Raw genomic sequence first — 17182 nt, 5'->3', positions numbered from 1 at the left:
GATCGATCTCCCGGAACGAGAATCGAAACCAATTCTGCCGTTATTTAATCGGTAGTCGGTAGACCGATTGTGCGGAGTCAACCTGTACGGGCTGTTCACCCCGGACCGATGGTTCCGAGCGACTTCTACTCGTGGGAATCTCGATCCGAGCGAACTCTTTCCAGGTTGACCATTCTTGCCTATACATGCGTAACCAAGCCGAAGTGACGAACGATTTAAAACACACGTCGTCCCTTCGCAAATCTTCCGCTAATGTGGGTTGATTGTGCTGCACACTAAAATCTCCTGTGCCGGCAATAACTCTGACCCAGTCGGATCGCCCCGCGTGCGCCCGTAATCAGCCGACTCGCCGATCAGGTCGGACTTTGAAGGTGAGGTAGTCGACCCCTGGTCGGCCCCCGGAGCCGCAAGCGGCGGACCCATTCCCCCGGACTCCGCCCGCCGCGCCCGGAAGCTTCGTCCTACATCGTCCGCCAATCGGCGGGCGGCCTATCGGGTCCTCAGGCCCGATCATCGAGCGGGATCGAGTTTCCCCGAGCCCAACCGCTCGGGGAAACTTGACCGGCCCCTCCCCGGTCGAGAGGATAAACCCGGATGTGGCCTGACCCTTGATCGGGCCGCCCATCGGGCTCGTCGAGGGGGAAGTCTCATGCTCGAATCACTCTTGCGCTCGCTCGAACTGACCAGCTTGAACGGCGGAGTCTGGGGACGGAATCTCCGAGAGGACTCAACCGGACCTGAAGTGGTTTCAATCAACCCATCCACCGGAGACCCGATCGCTCGGGTCCGGATGGGGTCGATCGCGGATTACGAGTGGGTCGCCGAGGAATCGCGGGCAACTTTCGAGGAATGGCGGAGAGTACCCGCTCCCCGAAGGGGCGAGGTCATCCGGCTCCTCGGGCAATCCCTCCGGAAACATAAACGCGAGCTGGGCCTCCTTGTCACCCTGGAGGCGGGGAAAATCCGCTCCGAGGGGGAGGGCGAGGTCCAGGAAATGATCGACATGTGCGACTTCGCGGTCGGCCTGTCGAGGCAGCTCCACGGACTGACGATCCCGAGCGAACGCCCGGGCCACCGGATGTTCGAACAGTGGCACCCGCTCGGGCCGGTCGGGATCATCACCGCGTTCAACTTTCCGGTTGCGGTCTGGGCCTGGAACGCGGCGCTGGCGGCGGTCTGCGGCGACTCGATGGTCTGGAAGCCCTCGCCCGAGACCCCCCTGACGGCCATCGCCGTGCAGAAGATCGCCGACGAAGTCGCGCGGTCCAGCGGCTTCCCCGGGATCTTCGGGCTTTGCGTGGGCGAGGCCGAGATCGGCCGCGCCATGGCCGAGGACCCTCGGTTCCCCCTGATCTCGGCCACCGGAAGCACCCGGATGGGCCGGGCGGTCGGGCCTCTGGTGGCGGCTCGACTCGGGAGGTCGCTCCTGGAACTGGGCGGCAACAACGCCGTGATCGTGACCCCCCAAGCAAACTTCGACCTGGCCCTTCGAGCCGTGGCCTTCTCCGCAGTCGGGACCGCCGGCCAGCGCTGCACGACCCTCCGGCGGCTGATCCTCCACGAGTCAATCGCCGATTCGTTCCTCGAACGCCTGTCGCGAGCCTACCGGAGCATCAAGATTGGCGACCCCTGGGAGGACGACGTCTTGATGGGTCCGCTGATCCACGAGAAGGCCGTCGAGGCGATGCTCGTGGCGCTCGAGACGGCGAAGGCCCAGGGCGGATCGATCCTGCAAGGGGGTCGGAGGCTCGACCGCCCCGGCTTCTTCGTCGAGCCGACGATCGTCCGGGCCGACCCTTCGATGCCCATCGTGGCCGAAGAGACCTTCGCGCCGATCCTCTACGCGATGACCTATCGCGACCTCGACGAGGCCCTGGCGATCCACAACGGGGTCGAGCAAGGGCTCTCCTCGGCGATCTTCACCGACAGCTTGACTGAGGCTGAGCGGTTCCTCTCCCCCGAGGGGTCGGACTGCGGGATCGCCAACGTCAACATCGGGACCTCGGGAGCCGAGATCGGAGGGGCCTTCGGGGGCGAGAAGGCCACCGGAGGGGGTCGAGAGGCCGGCTCTGACGCCTGGAAGTCGTACATGCGCCGGCAGACCTGCACGATCAACGGCGGAAGAGACCTCCCGCTGGCGCAAGGGGTGAAGTTCGACGTGAGTGACAACCAAGCACCACCGATTCAATAACCTCCCGGTTCATGCTCGGCAAGGTGACCACGAGTGTGGCAGGGTCTACGGTACTCCGTAACCCCGGTCTTCGAACCTAGATGTCGAAGCTGAGCCGGGGTTACGGAGTACCGTAAACCCCGGCCAACCTGCGCCGATGTTACCCGGCGGCTTGAGCTTTTGAAGCTTGCGATCAATTCCCGCCGGCCGAGGTCGCTTCCGGCGCCGGGGTGGGCGTCGGCGAGGTCTCGATCTCGGTCGGCTTTCGCGGCAGCTTCTCGTCACGCATGGCCGTGTTGTAGACGAAGGCGGCCATGATGGCGGCGGCCTGCTTCATGTCGTCGGCCTGGATCCGGTCGTAGACATCCTGGTTGGAGTGGTGAGTCCGGGAGTCGTACTCGATCACGTCCTGGATGAACTGGAAGCCGGGCAGGCCGATGGCGTCGAACGACTGGTGATCGGTCCCGCCGGTGTTGGCGATGGTGATCGTCGAGGCGTCCATGTCCTTGAAGGGGGCCAGCCAGGGACGGAAGACGTTCCGGACTTCCTCGTTGCCCTGGAGGTAGATCCCCCGGATCTTGCCGGTCCCGTTGTCGAGGTTGAAGTAGCCCGAGAACTTCTCATAATCCGGCTTCGGCCTGACCTTACCTCGCGAGCCCCCGCCCATCATGGCGGCCATCATCGCGCCTCGGGAGCCGTCTCCCAGCTGGCCGAAGTGCTCCTTGACGTAGGCGGCCGAGCCGAAGAGGCCCTGCTCCTCGCCGCTCCAGAGGGCGATCCGGATGGTCCGTCGGGGCTTGAGGTCGAGCTTCTTGAGGATCCGGACCGCTTCCATCGCGACCGAGACTCCGGCCGCGTTGTCGGTGGCCCCGGTCCCGCTGTGCCAGGAGTCCATGTGGCCCCCCAGCATCACGACCTCATCCTTCAGGTCGGTCCCGGGGATCTCGGCCACGGTGTTGAAGGTCTCGGCATCGTCGTGGAACTGGACCCCCAGGTCCATCTCGATCTTGATCGTCTCCCCCTGGCGGATCATCCGGACGATCCGGTTGTAATGCTCCTTGGCGACGGTCACCTGCGGGAGGATCTTCGGGGCGTCCTTGTCCCACGCCGAGACGCGGCGGGCGGCAGGGTCGAAGGTGCCGCCCGGGGGAGGGCCGGTCGGGACGCTGGCCTGGGCCACGAAAAGGGTACCGCCGTCGCCCGAGTTGCTGGCGTCCAGGATCGCCGCCGCGCCTTCCTCGGCCGCGAAGACGAACTTCTTGCGCTGGAGTTCCATCTGGGCCCGCTGCTCGGCGGACATGGCCCCACGGCCCCGGGGTCCCGACGGGGGAGGGGCGGGCTCGGCCTTGGGGGCGGGCTCGGCCTTGGGAGCGGGCTCGCCATTCGCGACCGGGGCCGGGGCCGGCGTCGCGGGACGAGGGCGAGCGCGGCGGGCGCTGGGCTCGGAGGCGTTGGCCAGTTCCAGTAGTTCCTTATCGGTCAGGCGGCTCCCTTGCGGCTCGAAGTGGGCCTTCACATCACGAGGGGGGCTCATCAGGACGAAGGCGTTCTTGAGCTTGCCTTTCAGCTTCTCCAACTCCTCATCCGTCTTGATGGCGTCGAGGTCGACCACCTCGCCGACCACGGTCCCTCCGGTCCCGGGGGACCAGGCCTTGGGGAAGGCGATCAGAGGGATGCACTGGGGCTCGACCACCTGCATCGAGAATTTCTGGAGCGTCCATCCCCGACCGAACGGGCCCCACTTCTCCAGCTCGGCGTTCTCCAGTCCCCAGCTCAGGAGCTTCTCGCGGGTCCAGTCATTGGCCCGCTTCATGGCCGGCGAGGCGGTCAGGCGAGGGCCGATCACGTCGGTCAGATAGCTCAGGGTCGCCATCACTTCGGAATGGTTCTGGGCTTCGTCCTTGATCCGCTCGACCGGGTCGGCGGGGGGCTTGGGGGGTTCCGGCTTGGCGGCCTCCTCGGCGGCCTTCGTGGCCGAGGGCTCCGTGGCGGGGGGCTGGGCGGGGACCTTGCCGGGTGGGGCGGGATCCTGGGCCCGGGCGACGAGGCCCGAGCATGTCAGCCCGAGTGCTAGACACAAGGCGATCCGAATGCGACTCGGCATGGGCAAAACTCTCCGCGAGAAAACGCGACATGAGGGCGGTCGAGAAGGTTGGACGGGAGAGGTCCGCCGGCCGAGAGGGGAGGCCGGATCGAACGATTGTAGCCGGACCAAACGCCACTGGCACCTTCCCAGCCCGCCTGCGAACGTTTTTTCGATTCGGTGGCAATTAGGCCAGACATCGGCCCCGATGGATCCCAGGGTAGATGACGATTTCCGCCAGGCCGGATAGGATAAGGGTCGTCGGTCGCCCTCGGGTGGCCCGTCTCAGATCCCAAGTCCGATCGACCGCGTCTCATGCCAATCTCGACGATCTCCTGGGTTGCCTCGCTCTCCGGCGTCTTGGGTTCGCTCCCGTGGGCCTGGCACCTGTTGCACCTCGTCAGGAATCGAGACCAGGTGGTCTTCCTCGCCGAGTGTTCCGACGAGTGCCCCGAAGGTGGATGGCCGACTCTGGCCGTCGTCTTCGCGGCTCGCGACGAGGCAACCGCCGTCGAGCAGGCCACCCGGTCGATGCTGGCCCTGGATTATCCCGGGCTGGGAGTCATCGCCGTGGACGATCGATCGGCGGACGCCACGGGCACGATCCTCGACGACCTGGCCCGGGAAGATGTTCGCCTCCGGGTGGTCCACGTGGAGGATCTTCCCTCGGGCTGGCTGGGCAAGACCCACGCGCTCCAGGCGGCCTCGGAGTCGACGGAATCCCGATGGATCCTCTTCACCGACGCCGACGTCATCTACGAACCCTCCACCCTCCGTCGAGCGGTGGCCTTCGCGGAAGCGCGACGTCTCGATCATCTCACGGCCTATCCCGAGGTCCTGGGCGACTCGGTCGGGGAACGTCTCTTTCTGGGACTCTTCGGCTTACTCTTCGCGCTGAACGCCCCGATCGGACGGGTGGCCGATGTCGGGAGCCGGGCCCACGCCGGGGTCGGGGCCTTCAATCTGGTGAGGGCCGAGAGCTTCCGGGCCATCGGAGGATTCCGGCACCTTGCCCTCTCGGTCGACGATGACATGAGGTTGGCCCAGGCCCTGAAGTTCGCCGGATACCGGACCCGGCTCGTGTTCGGGCGCGATTCCGTCGCGGTTCGATGGCAGGTGAAGCTGGGCGGGATGGTCCGCGGCCTGGAGAAGAATTTCTTCGCGGCCCTGGGCTTCCGGCTGGACAAGGCCCTGGTGGTGGCGGTCGGGCTCGTGGTGATCGGGGTGATGCCCTACCTCGGCGTCCTCGTCGGGCCGATCTGGGCTCGGGTCGCTTGCGGACTCGGCGTGGCGTCGATCGCCGCGACACTCGGGGCGGCCACCCGCCATAGCCGGATTAGCTGGGTCTATGCCACGCTGGTCCCCGTGGCCACCCTATTCGTGATGCTGGCGCTGATTCGATCCGTCGTCGTCACCTTGCGACAGGGCGGCGTCCGGTGGAGGGGACATCTTTACCCGATCCGGGAATTGAAGGCCCACATCCGGGCGCGGGATGCCTGGCTCCGAGAGGTCTGGCTTTCGACCCGTTGACGAGCACGTGAGGAAATAGCCTTGTAATTCTCTCTCAATCATCGACCTGGATGGTCGACCTCACTCCAGAAAGTACCGGAAGCGATTCGAGGGACTTGCGGACGGCCCGCTTCTGGAGGAATCGGACGCCCCTGGCCCGGATGGCGACATCCTTGCCGACGACCCGGACATCGAGCTGGCGGGCCCGATCGCCCACGGCTTCCCTCGCCTGTTTCTCGACCCTCCGCTTGAGGGCGGAGTCGATGGCGGGGTCCTCGCTCGATCGCTCGGCGACCGCTCGACCGGGCGAAGCCTCTCCATTCCCGGGAGGAGCGGCCACCGGGCCGGGGATCAAGCCGAAGAATCGGCCCCGACGGACCGTCGGAGGGGTTGGTCTGGTCGTTCGAGATGAGGTCGCTGGACCCCGGGAGGACGAAGTCTTCGGAGGCTCCGGTTCGTAGGGTTTCGTCGATTCTTCCATCGGGAGGAGATCGAGCGGCGCGAGATTGCTGGGCCGATCGGTCGAGGGAGCGACCCCGGACCGAGGCCCCGGGCCACTCAGGGGCATCTCAAGCGGAGCATCAAGATTCAGTTCGCCGGGCGTCGCCGGACGCTCGACCGGGACCGAGGCCGATCGAGAAGGGGTCGAGGTGATGACCGAAGGGGGCCGGGCCGAAGGTGTGGTGATCCCGGGCAGGGCCAGGACAGCCCGGCTCCTGCCGGCGGGCGGAGTGGCCGGCTTCGATCGGGTCGAGGACGACGGCGGGGTCGCCGGCTTCGCCGTCCTGGGCATCTCGACCGGTGGCGTGAGTGCGGGGCCTTCGTCGGCGGTGACGGCCCAATTCGAGGACGCGAGCGCGATGCCGATCGCCGAAGTCCGGAAGGCGAGCCCGCCCCGACCTCGATTCGACCGCGATTTCTCGACCGTCCGTCGCATGGGGGTGTCCTCGACAAGGCAGCGCCGTCACGATGTTCGCACGTTAAAGTCGCTATCAAGGCTATCGGCCGGATTCCGGCCATGAATTCACTCCTTCCTTCGGGCCGATGGGTCCGAGGTCCATCGATCATCGGGGCGATCGAAGATGACGTTCGAGGCAAAAGTCGCGGCAATCACCGGGGCATCCAGCGGGCTCGGGGCGGAGATGGCCCGACAACTAGCCAGGATGGGCCTGACAATCGGCCTGACCGCGCGACGTGCCGATAGGCTGGAAGAAGTCGCCCGGCAGATCAGAGCCGAGGGGGGGACCGCCATCGTCGCGTTGGCCGACGCGAGCGATCCCGCCAGCACCCGGTCCGCACTCTCGGAGATCGCCCGACAGCTCGGGCCGGTCGACCTCCTGATCGCCAACGCGGGCGTGGGCGAACCGACCCCGGCCCGATCGTTCTCCGCCGAGGCGTTCGAACGAATGGTCCGGGTCAATCTCACGGGAGCCGCGTATGCGATCGACGCGGTCCTGCCCTCGATGATCGAGCGGGGTCGCGGGCAGATCGTCGGGGTCAGCAGCCTGGCCGGGTATCGAGGACTCCCGGGGACGGCCGGCTACTCGGCCACCAAGGCGGGGCTCTCGGCACTCCTGGAAGGGCTCCGCCCCGAATTGAAGCGGCTGGGGATCGCCGTCACCACCGTCCATCCGGGCTACGTCCGGACCGAGATGACCGCAGGGCAATCCGGCCCCATGCCGTTCCTGATGGATGCCGATCGAGCCGTCCGGATCATCCTCCGAGGGGTCGCGGCCCGTCGATCTCGGGTCGATTTCCCGAGGGCGGTCTCCGGTTTCTTGAGCCTGGTCCGGCTCCTGCCCGATCCCCTGTACGACCCGCTGGCCGCGAGGATCTTGCTCGGCCCCCCCGCGAGGGAGGCGAAATAAGATCAACGGAAAGGTGGGTTTGTCGACTTCCGGTATCGCGGCCGGCCGATCTCGAAAATCGGGCATACACTTCCGATGAAGCGATCGCGGGTCATGCTTTACCGGGGGAAAGTTTGGGACGCCCTCGTGTCCGGGATCGCCGGGATGGAAACGAGGAGACATGTGCCGTCATGAGCGAGCATCCGAATCGACTCCTGGAATTTCTCACCGCCCCGGTCAAGCCGGAGGGTGACGCCTGCCGGAGTAATCGTCGACGTCGGGCGTCCGCGAGGATCTTGCTTTCGTGGTTCGAGAAAGGCGAATGGCAATCAATCCGGGGACGGCTTCGCGATATAAGTCGAGCTGGAGCCGGCCTTTTCACCGCGTCCATGCCCCCCTCGACCAAAAAAGCGAGACTGCGCCTTCTGGAAGGAGATATGACTCCCTGGATCGAGGCCGAGATCCTCGGCACCGATCAGGAAAGGCCCAGGCGATTCCGGGTCCGGCTCCGATTCCAGAGCCCCTGCCCATCGTTCATGCTCCAGCCGGCGATCCTCGATGAATCATCAAGCGACGACCAATCGGCACCCCAAGCCAACGATTGGGTGACCTGGAGACCACAGATTGCGGAATGACGATCGGTCCGTTCTCGGCTGCGGACGCTCTCCAACCCGAATCTGCGGAGAGCCTCCGGTCCCGAGGTGTCCCTTCGGCCTCTTGGGATCTCGGATTCGGATCCCCTGTTCTCGCGAAGCGTGAGGATGAGAGAACGAACGGGCTACACCAAGCTCACACTTTGCGAGAACGGGGCACACCGGAATTGACTCTGGCCCGAGCCCAAGAATTCCGGGGGCACCGCGATCCGGGAGGCTCAGTAAGAAGCCGGGGTCGTCGGGGGGGCTCCCACGACGATCTGCTTGAGTTCGCCATAGATCCCGGCGGGAACCCCGAGTACGGCCGCCGCCGCGGTCTTGGTGACCTTATTGGTCCCGGTGTTCTCGTAATACTGACGAGGCTTCGAGAACAGCGGATGACGGTCGACAAACGTCTCCGGGGCGAGCACGGGCTTGGCGCGATCGACGATCGCGACGCCCGAATCACCCGGGATGGCCGACAGGGCAGGCTCGTTCGACGTCAGGCTTCGTTTCGCAGGCCCGCCGCATCCCGAGGCCACCAGGGCCACCAGCAGGGGGGCGACCTTCCATTGGAGTCCACGCATGGATCTGGCAATCCTTTCCGGCTCGACGCGACCCCAATCGGGTGAGAGCCGTCGAGCCCTCTCGAAAAGATAACCCACTCCCAGGCCGACCGGCGAAATTCACCGCGTCGCGGGCGTTCCAAATGTGATGCACCAGCAGGAAGCGCCGTCGGTGGCGATTGCGCGGCCGACGCCGATCTCGGAAAACTTCCCGAGGATGTTTCTCTTGTGGCCGGGGCTGCGCATCCAGCCGGCCATCACCGATTCCACATCGTCGAACCCGTACGCGACATTCTCCGCCGCCGCGCCGAAATCATATCCCTGCCGCTTCATCCGATCGAACGGGGACGACCCGTCGCTGCCCTTGTGGGCCATCTTTCGACGAGAGGCCATGTCCCGAGCGTGGACCATCGCGGCGGCCTCCAGGTCGTCGTCCCGGCTCAAGGGCCCGAGGCCCCGGCGTCCCCGCTCCTCGTTGTGGGCCTGGATGACCCGCTCGACCACATCTTGCGATTGCCCGACGATGGGAACGTCAGGCTGAGGAACGGGCCTCGACCGAGGCTCGGCGCACGAGAGTGGCCCCACCCCGGCGGTGATCAGGACGCCCATCGAGAGCCGACGAAGGAGCAATCGGTTCATGTTCGGGATCTTCGGCCATCCGGCCGTCGGCTCGCGAGCGATTCCGGGCTTCAAAAGGTCGGCCAGCCCGGCTGGCCTACCACCGGACGCCCCCCTGCCCCATAATCAGTTCGGATTTCCGGACCGATCCCCGACCCTTGGCCCCGAGAGCGTTCGTCGAGCGATGGAAGTTGGCCCGCCCCGCGAGTTCGTGGCTTTCGACCTGGAGACGACCGGACTCTCCGCCGAGTCGGATCGAATCGTCGAGGTCGGCGCGGTGAAATTCGACGAATCGGGCCGGGAACTGGACGTCTTCGAGAGCCTGGTCAATCCGCTCCGCCCTTCCAGCCCGACAGCCCGCGCCATCCACGGGATCTCCGACGTCGAGCTGGCCGCCGCCGAGACCGCCGAGACCGTCCTGGCCGACTTCGTCCGGTTCCTGGGCGACCCCTCGGGGACGACCCTGATGGCCCACAACGCCTCATTCGATGCGGGGTTCCTCGGGCGCGAGCTGGCCCGGCTCGGGCGGCCCATGCCCGGGCATGCCGTGATCGACACCCTGGCGATGTCCCGGAAGCGTTGGCCGGAGTTGCGGACCCACAAGCTCGACTTCCTGGCTAGACGACTGGGCCTCGACCCCCACGGCCCGCACCGGGCCCTGGCCGACAGTCGGCGAGTCCGGGGCCTCTGGCTCGCGATCGTCGGACCCTCCGGCGAGGATTGCGACGAGGCCCCGTTGGCCTACCCGATCTTCGACGCCCGATCCCCCCTGCCTGCCCCTCGAGGATGGGACCGGATCGAGCGTGCCATCGGGCTCGATCAGGTCGTCCGGATCGAATACGCGGGAGGAACCCGAGGATTGACGCCTCGCGAGATCACCCCTCGGAGATTCTCCAACCGGGGCGGAGTGGCTTACCTGGTCGCACTCTGCCACCTGGACGCCAAGGTCAAGGAATTTCGCCTGGACCGAGTCCGGAACTTTGAAGTGATCGATCGGCCAGATTAAGGATGGAACCGGAGGCGGGATGGCGGGCTTGTTGGTGAGTGTCCGATCGGTGGAGGAGGCGAGATCCGCCCTGGAAGGCGGAGCCTCGGTCATCGACGTCAAGGAGCCCGATCTCGGCCCGCTTGGACGAGCCGGCGTCGCGATCTGGCGAGCGGTTCGGCACGTCGTCCCGCCTTCGATCGCGATGAGCGTGGCGCTGGGTGAGCTTCGCGACTGGAAAAGCTGTCCTTCGCCGGAGGATCACGACTTCGCCGGGATTGCGTTCCGGAAACTCGGGCTCGCCGGGGCGGGTCGGGGCTGGAAATCGGAGTGGGCGGCGATCCGCCGGGACGGGGCGGCCGGCCCCCCGTGGGTTGCCGTGGCCTACGCCGACTGGCAAGCCGCCGAGGCCCCCGAGCCCACCGAGGTCCTCTCCGCCGCAATCGAGGCCCCCGATTGCGCCGGGGTCCTCGTCGACACCTGGGAGAAACAAGGGGTCAGCCCGCTCGACGGATCCCCCTTCTGGTCGGGCTGGATCGACCGTGCCCATCAGGCGAGGAAGTTCGTGGCGCTGGCCGGCGGGCTCGATCGCGAGGCAATCCTCCGGCTGGCCCCGCTCCGTCCCGATCTCTTCGCCGTCCGAGGTTCGGCATGCGTCGGGGGCAACCGACTCGGCAAGATCGAAGCGGGTCGCGTGGCTCGGCTCGTTCGAGCGACTCATCCGGACGAATGATCGTCCCTCACCCGCAGGAACACCCCCACCGACTCGACCGGGTCAACCCCTCGATCCTGGTGATCCTCCGACAATGCTCACAGCTCCTTCGCAACCCGACACTCGCCGAAGCGAGACATCGACCTCCGACCCAAGCCGCCAGATTGAGCAAGGCTTGGCCCATCCAAAATCGGCACATTTGATCGCCTTTTCCATTCGAGAATTTTATTGTTGCCATTTGTCACGAATGCTGTTTATTTTAAAACAGAGTTAGGCTAGATTCGCCATACTTCTACGATTTCTCCTGTCTTTATGTGGCCGGCTCGTCGAGCCTTGGCTTCAATTTCTTGAATGCGGGGGTAGTCCCAGGGCGAGATGCGGTTGATCCGGCGGTTGGGGCTATTGGGAATTGGGACGGCGCCTTGTCCCACAAACAGGGGAGAAACCTGATCGATGTTCGAATCAACGATGATGTTGATCAGCGACGACGCGATCTTCCTGGAGGCGGCCAGGACCGCCGGCCGGTCGATCGAGCAAGTTGAAATCGCCGTCCTCCCGAATATCGACCGGGCGTATTCGTATCGTGGCTGGGATCGGGTCGGATCGGTCATCATTCATCGACGTCGGAACGGCCCATCACCGGACGTCCACCGATTACTCCGAATGATCGCGGCGGCGCGGCATCCGATCGCGGCCATGATCGTCGCCGAGAAGCCCGATGCCGAGGAGTCGCGTGCCCTGACCGGACTGGGGGCGGTGGATTACATCGAGAGGCCCGATACCCCCGGGCAATGGAACTCCCGGCTTCGAGAACTCGTGGCCCGGACTCGCCGGTCCCGGCGGATCGAGTCGAGGCGAGAGTCGACAGGACAAGCCTTCGATCTTTTCCCATCCGACTTCGATGATGATTGCCCGGAGATGGCCCGATTGATGAGCCAGGTCCGGCGAGTGGCCCCGCTCGATGCGCCGATCCTCCTTGATGGGGAGGTCGGCACGGGCAAGAGCCGACTGGCCCGCCTGATCCACGAACTCTCGGACCGCCGCAAAGACCCCTTCGTCGTACTCAATTGCGGGGCGTACTCGGCCGATCGGATCGAGGAAGAGTTATTCGGCCAGGATCGAACCGAACGAGGAGGGATCGGCGGAGATGTATCGGGCAAGATCGCCGAGGCGGGATGGGGTACGCTACTGCTCGATGAGATCGAGAACTTGCCAACGAAGGCCCAGTTGCGACTCCTCCGGGCGATCGAGGCTCAGTCATCGTGCGGGATCGGCCGGACCGGGTCGCCTCCGATCCGCGCCCGGTTGATCGCCGTGAGCAATCGGCCCATCGATGGCGAGGTCGCGGCCGGGCGATTCCGGGCCGACCTGTATTTTCGGCTCAATGTGGTCGGATTTCGGCTCCCGCCGCTCCGAGACCGTTGCGAGTCGATTCCGGTCCTGGTGGAACAGTTCATCTCCGAATTTTCCAGCCACGAGGATCCGGCCGTCGACTCGATCTCCGAGGACGCTCTCCGAGTCCTGGGGGCTCACGCTTGGCCGGGGAATATCCGCGAACTCCGCGACGTGATCGAACAGGCCATGCAGATCTGCCCCGGCCACCAGATCCAGCCACGCGACTTGCCCGAGTCACTCCGGCCGGGAAGCTGGTGGACGTCCGGCCCGGCCATCGCACCGAGGGCTTCCGACGTCTCGATCCTGCTGGATCAGGCGACCCTCGATCAGACCAAGCGGGAAGCCGAGCGGGCCAGGATCGCCGAAGCACTCCACAAGCACGGCAACAACCGGCTCCGGACCGCCAGCGAGTTGGGGATCAGCCGGATGACGCTTTACAAGAAGCTCTACAAGTATGGTCTGATGAATCAGATCGTCCGTCGGGGGGGAGTCGCCTGATCGGCATCGGCTTTGCTGGGTGAGGGAACAGGTCTCAAACGTTTGCCACCACCCCAAATGAGCGAGGAACTTCGATGCCCAGCGCGAAGAAGAACATCCACGATAAGGACGAGAATCTGGATCCGATCAGCGGCGAGCCCGGGGCCCACCCGGTTGGCACCGGACTCGGAGCCGCGGGGGCCGGAGCGGCGGCGGGCGCCGTGGGCGGGGCCGTGGGCGGACCGATCGGGGCCGCGGTCGGGGCGGTCGTCGGGGCTGTTGCCGGCGGCCTCGCCGGCAAGGGAATCGCCGAATCGATCGACCCCACCGCCGAAGATGCCTATTGGCGAGAGAATTACCAGTCGCGCCCCTACGCCGATAAGTCGCACGACTACGAGACTTACCAGCCCGCCTACCGTTACGGCTGGGAATCCCGATCACTGCATTCCGAGAAGTCCTGGGACCAGGTCGAGTCCGAACTCGAGACCGGCTGGAACAAGGCGAAAGGCAAATCCCGCCTCGAATGGGAGAAGGCCAAGCACGCCACCCGAGACGCCTGGGACCGGATCAACACGCCCCGGAACGACTCGATCAGCAACGATGTCTGACGGAGAGGCCTCGGAGCGAGGCCGGGTGAGTCCCCTCACCCGGCCCCTCGGATTCGGATGGATGGCCCTAGCCCACCACCGAGACGGTGATCCTCCGCCGGTGCGGATCGGTTCGATGTTCCCAGAGGAAGACGCCCTGCCAGGTCCCCAGATCGGGATTGGACTTGATGACCGGGATCGTCAGCGAGGCCGAGGTCAGGATGGATCGGACGTGAGCGGGCATGTCATCCGGCCCCTCGGCTGTATGGCGAAAGACCGGGTCGCCGTCGGGAACCAGGCGGATAAAATATCGTTCCAGGTCGGAACGGACGCTGGAGTCGGCGTTCTCGCAGATGATTAGCGAAGCGCTGGTGTGATGGACGAAGACCGAGCAGAGGCCCCGATCGATCCCGGACCCGCGCACGATCCGCGCAACTTCGTCGGTGATCTCGTAAGTTCCCCGACCTCTCGTGCTGATCGCGAAGCTGTCCGCATGAAACATCCCGGAACCCTCGTCCACCGCCACTAGGCCTACCGCCGCACGAACCGCGAGGGCGAAAAAGCCCGCAATGGGGTCGAATCAGTCATCTGTCGAGTTCCCCGAACGGATCATCGTGTCGATCTTCCGGAGGAGACGCCGGGCGCTCCTCCGGCTCTTCGTCCGGTCGATTTCCCCGGAGAGCAGCCTGGCGATCATCGCCCTGGACTGCGACAGGAGGATCTCCAACTCGATGCTCGTGTGTCGTTCTCGAAACCAGGCATCCATGATCAGTTCGATCTCGGAACCGGTCTGAATCATCCAGGGCCCCAGAGGAACCGATGCTCCGTCCTCGGCGGCCTTCCACAATTCTTCCAGTCGATTCTTCATCCTGGAGGGCTCCTTCGCCCTGGTCATCCCTGACCGATGCTGGTCACTGGACGCCCGGGCGAAGACATTGATCGCCCGGGACTCGATCGTTACTGATCTCTGATCATGAGATCGTCCCGCACAATGACGGAACATCAAACCCGCGTTCACTGATCCGATGAACAGCAACCTGGAAGCCGGCGCGATTGCTCCGGACTCGCGTCCGCCGAGATTCTCGATCCCTGGCCGGGCGATCCAAACATGCAACCTCCTGGGTTGGATCGAGGTCCGGTCTAAAATCAGTATCCCCTGAGCGGGAGGATCGCGAAAGCCTCCATTTCGGATTTTCTCCGAAGAGTCGTGACAACGCCACGACTCCGATGCCGTCCCGCGCTAAGCTCTACCAATCGCCGACGACTCCTGGCAAGATGGTCGACATACGACTCACTCCGTCCGCCCTGTCTTCTCGATGCCCTTCAATCAAGACGTAGCTCTGCTTGCCCCTTTGGCTTGGCAACTCCGTCCGCGTTTCGCTTTCGGAGAACTCGCATGATTCCGATCGAGTGTCCCAAATGCGGTCGGGAGGGAAGCGTTCCTCCAGACCGGCTCAATGCGAAGCTAACTTGCAGGGGATGCCAGGCGGTTTTCCACCTCGACAACACCGGTCGAATGGTGATGGGAGCGCCGGGCGATCCCCACGCCAAGGACAAGCAGCGGCCCCAGGTCCGGTATTCCGCCCCCAGCGAGCCGTTCAACTTTGCCGAAAGCTGGTCCAGCATCCCGGTCGCTGCCAAGATCGCCGTGCCCGTCGTCCTGCTGGCCGCGCTGGCCTTTCAAGTCCTCCCCCGCTCCGGAGGCCCCAGCTACCAGCGAGCCAGCGAGTCGATCCTCGAATCCATGGTCAAGAATGACCGCTCCGGGGTGATCTCGATGAGCACCAAGTCGTCCAACGAGGCCGCGGGCAAGTGGTTCGACGTGGTCCGAAAGCAGGTCGATGCGGCGAAAGTCTCCGCCGACACTCCGATCACACCATCACTGTTCAGCGGGAACCCCGATAAGGACTCATCGCTGGTCATGATGGCCGTGATCACCGGGGACTCGCCCTCCGCACCGCCCATACAGTTGAACGTCCACATGGCCCTGGAAGGTAGTAGCTGGCGTCTCGATGGCGAGCAAACGCTCATGGATGCCGAACGGACGGTCGCATCGACCAAAAAGTAGAGAACGATGCTTCTCTGGTCCGCCAGGCATTTCCCGATCTTCGCCCGATCGCGAGAAGTTCGCCCCAGGGTTGATCGTATCGGCGGTCGCTCGCTCGATGGTCTCCGGCCAGGTCCATGACTTCTCGGGGGATGGACCTTCGATAAGAGTGTCTCCCGAGGTTCGCTCGGATTTTCAGACCGCTCGGATCGGCTCACGATTCTCGCGGACCCTCCGGCCTGGATTCGTAGTAAATTCGACCGAACAAGGTATCCGGCAGGCAGGGCATCTCGCCCTTCGCGGCGGGGTCGTCGTGCGCGTAGCGATATTCCCGGCCGTAGCCAAGGTCTTTCATGAGCGGGGTGACCGCATTCCGGAGATGGATCGGGACCGGCTCGCGAGAGGTCGCCGACGCGTCCTCGGCCGCTGCGAAATAGGCCCGCTTCACGGCGTTCGACTTGGGGGCCTGGGCCAGATAGATGGTCGCCTGGGCGAGCGGGTAGAGTCCTTCGGGCAACCCGATCAACTGGACGATCTGGGCGGCGGAAGCGGCCTGAATCATGGCCTGCGGGTCCGCCATCCCGACATCCTCGGAGGCGAGGATGCAGAGACGCCGGGCGATGAAGATCGGGTCCGCGCCCCCCTCGATCAATCGGGCCAGCCAGTAGAGCCCGGCATCGACATCGGAATTCCTGAGGCTTTTGATATAAGCCGATATCAGATTAAAATGTTCCTCGCCTCCCTTGTCGTAGGCGTAGCGTGCCCTCCCGAGCGCCTCGGCCATCGTGTCGCCATCAACCCGCCGGGAGCCGTCGGGGTCCGGCCCGGTCGCCAGGACCGCGGTCTCGAGCGCGGTGAGGGCCACCCGAGCATCGCCCGCCGCCCCGGTGGCCAGCCGGGCCAGTTCCCGATCGGGGACCTCGGGCCGGAGCCGTGCCAGGCCCCGCTCGGGGTCGGTGAGGGCCCGCCGGAGGATGATCTCGACATCCCCTCCGGTTAAGGGTTGGAGGGTGAGAACCCGGGCCCTGGAGAGGAGCGCGGCGTTGACCTCGAAGGAGGGATTCTCGGTCGTCGCCCCGATCAGGATGACCGTCCCTTGCTCGACGGCCGGCAGCAACGCATCCTGCTGGGCCTTGTTGAATCGGTGGATCTCGTCGACGAAAAGGGCCGTGCGTCGCCCTCGACGCCGGGCCGATTGCGCCTCGGAGATCGCGTCTCTAAGCTCCTTGACGCCGGACAGGACGGCCGAGAGCGGGACGAACCTGGCGTCGCCGGTCGCCGCGAGGAGGCGGGCCAGCGTGGTCTTACCCGTCCCCGGAGGCCCCCAGAGGATCATCGAAGGGAGCGGTCCCCGTCCCTGGACCAGTCGGCGGACCAGGCGACCTTCCCCGAGGAGCTGCCCCTGGCCGACGAACTCCTCGATGGTCCTCGGCCTCATCCGCTCGGCCAGAGGAGCATCGGGATCCGGCTCTCGATCGGGCGTCTCCTCGGGCTCGCCGAACAAGCTTCCCGTCGCTTCCCTGGCCATCGCAGATCCTCCCGCTCGCCAATTCG

At 65.3% G+C, this 17182-nt stretch carries 15 protein-coding genes; 8 read left to right on the top strand and 7 right to left on the bottom strand.

Going from position 1 to position 17182, the window contains the following annotated elements; all coding sequences use genetic code 11:
* Positions 1-649 precede the first annotated feature (649 nt).
* A complete protein-coding gene (amaB, locus tag P12x_RS04440) occupies positions 650-2191 on the top strand; it encodes an L-piperidine-6-carboxylate dehydrogenase (RefSeq protein ID WP_435009631.1) in 1542 nt (513 codons plus the stop codon).
* Between the two features lie 172 nt (positions 2192-2363).
* On the opposite strand, the gene P12x_RS04435 is transcribed toward amaB, so the two are convergent.
* Positions 2364-4274, bottom strand: a complete 1911-nt coding sequence (locus P12x_RS04435; RefSeq protein ID WP_435009630.1) for a M20/M25/M40 family metallo-hydrolase — start codon at positions 4272-4274, stop codon at positions 2364-2366.
* A gap of 294 nt (positions 4275-4568) precedes the next feature.
* Here P12x_RS04435 and P12x_RS04430 point away from each other — a divergent pair, with 294 nt between their 5' ends.
* Positions 4569-5783: a glycosyltransferase gene (locus P12x_RS04430; RefSeq protein WP_435009629.1), complete on the top strand. Its 1215-nt coding sequence runs from the start codon at positions 4569-4571 to the stop codon at positions 5781-5783.
* Between the two features lie 34 nt (positions 5784-5817).
* Here the strand turns inward: P12x_RS04430 and P12x_RS04425 are convergent, their stop codons facing one another.
* A complete protein-coding gene (locus P12x_RS04425; protein WP_435009628.1) occupies positions 5818-6699 on the bottom strand; it encodes a hypothetical protein in 882 nt (293 codons plus the stop codon).
* Positions 6700-6844: 145 nt separating this feature from the next.
* Here P12x_RS04425 and P12x_RS04420 point away from each other — a divergent pair, with 145 nt between their 5' ends.
* Positions 6845-7630, top strand: a complete 786-nt coding sequence (locus P12x_RS04420) for an SDR family NAD(P)-dependent oxidoreductase (protein WP_435009627.1) — start codon at positions 6845-6847, stop codon at positions 7628-7630.
* Between the two features lie 850 nt (positions 7631-8480).
* Here the strand turns inward: P12x_RS04420 and P12x_RS04415 are convergent.
* Together P12x_RS04415 and P12x_RS04410 are read right to left on the bottom strand one after the other, a co-directional pair.
* Positions 8481-8828: a hypothetical protein gene (locus P12x_RS04415; RefSeq protein ID WP_435009626.1), complete on the bottom strand. Its 348-nt coding sequence runs from the start codon at positions 8826-8828 to the stop codon at positions 8481-8483.
* 99 nt (positions 8829-8927) lie between these two features.
* The gene (locus P12x_RS04410; RefSeq protein ID WP_435009625.1) at positions 8928-9446 is read right to left on the bottom strand and encodes a CAP domain-containing protein; all 519 of its coding nucleotides are present in this window, start codon (positions 9444-9446) and stop codon (positions 8928-8930) included.
* On the opposite strand from P12x_RS04410, the gene P12x_RS04405 reads away from it, so the two are divergent.
* The 4 genes from P12x_RS04405 (at position 9445) to P12x_RS04390 (ending at position 13602) form a co-directional block, all read left to right on the top strand.
* The gene (locus P12x_RS04405; RefSeq protein WP_435009624.1) at positions 9445-10431 is read left to right on the top strand and encodes an exonuclease domain-containing protein; all 987 of its coding nucleotides are present in this window, start codon (positions 9445-9447) and stop codon (positions 10429-10431) included. The genes P12x_RS04410 and P12x_RS04405 overlap by 2 nt on opposite strands.
* 19 nt (positions 10432-10450) lie before the next feature.
* Positions 10451-11143, top strand: a complete 693-nt coding sequence (locus tag P12x_RS04400; RefSeq protein ID WP_435009622.1) for a (5-formylfuran-3-yl)methyl phosphate synthase — start codon at positions 10451-10453, stop codon at positions 11141-11143.
* A 432-nt stretch (positions 11144-11575) separates the two neighbouring features.
* Positions 11576-13015: a sigma 54-interacting transcriptional regulator gene (locus P12x_RS04395; RefSeq protein ID WP_435009621.1), complete on the top strand. Its 1440-nt coding sequence runs from the start codon at positions 11576-11578 to the stop codon at positions 13013-13015.
* Positions 13016-13089: 74 nt separating this feature from the next.
* Complete coding sequence (locus P12x_RS04390) at positions 13090-13602, top strand: hypothetical protein (RefSeq protein ID WP_435009620.1); 513 nt, start codon at positions 13090-13092, stop codon at positions 13600-13602.
* A gap of 67 nt (positions 13603-13669) precedes the next feature.
* Here the strand turns inward: P12x_RS04390 and P12x_RS04385 are convergent, their stop codons facing one another.
* Entirely contained in the window at positions 13670-14083 is a 414-nt protein-coding gene (locus P12x_RS04385) for a secondary thiamine-phosphate synthase enzyme YjbQ (RefSeq protein ID WP_435009619.1), read from the bottom strand.
* 78 nt (positions 14084-14161) lie between these two features.
* A complete protein-coding gene (locus tag P12x_RS04380; RefSeq protein WP_435009618.1) occupies positions 14162-14449 on the bottom strand; it encodes a hypothetical protein in 288 nt (95 codons plus the stop codon).
* Positions 14450-14977: 528 nt separating this feature from the next.
* Between P12x_RS04380 and P12x_RS04375 the strand changes: the two genes are divergently transcribed.
* Positions 14978-15649, top strand: coding sequence for a hypothetical protein (locus P12x_RS04375; protein ID WP_435009617.1), 672 nt, complete (start codon positions 14978-14980; stop codon positions 15647-15649).
* A 193-nt stretch (positions 15650-15842) separates the two neighbouring features.
* Here P12x_RS04375 and P12x_RS04370 read toward each other — a convergent pair whose 3' ends face one another.
* Positions 15843-17156 (bottom strand): replication-associated recombination protein A, encoded by a 1314-nt coding sequence (locus P12x_RS04370; RefSeq protein WP_435009616.1) that lies wholly within the window; start codon positions 17154-17156, stop codon positions 15843-15845.
* Positions 17157-17182 lie beyond the last annotated feature (26 nt).

Source organism: Tundrisphaera lichenicola (assembly GCF_051175385.1).
In the GTDB taxonomy this organism is placed as follows: domain Bacteria; phylum Planctomycetota; class Planctomycetia; order Isosphaerales; family Isosphaeraceae; genus Tundrisphaera; species Tundrisphaera lichenicola.
The sequence above is the reverse complement of the archived record's forward strand: the minus strand, read 5'-3'. Positions and strand labels throughout refer to the sequence as shown.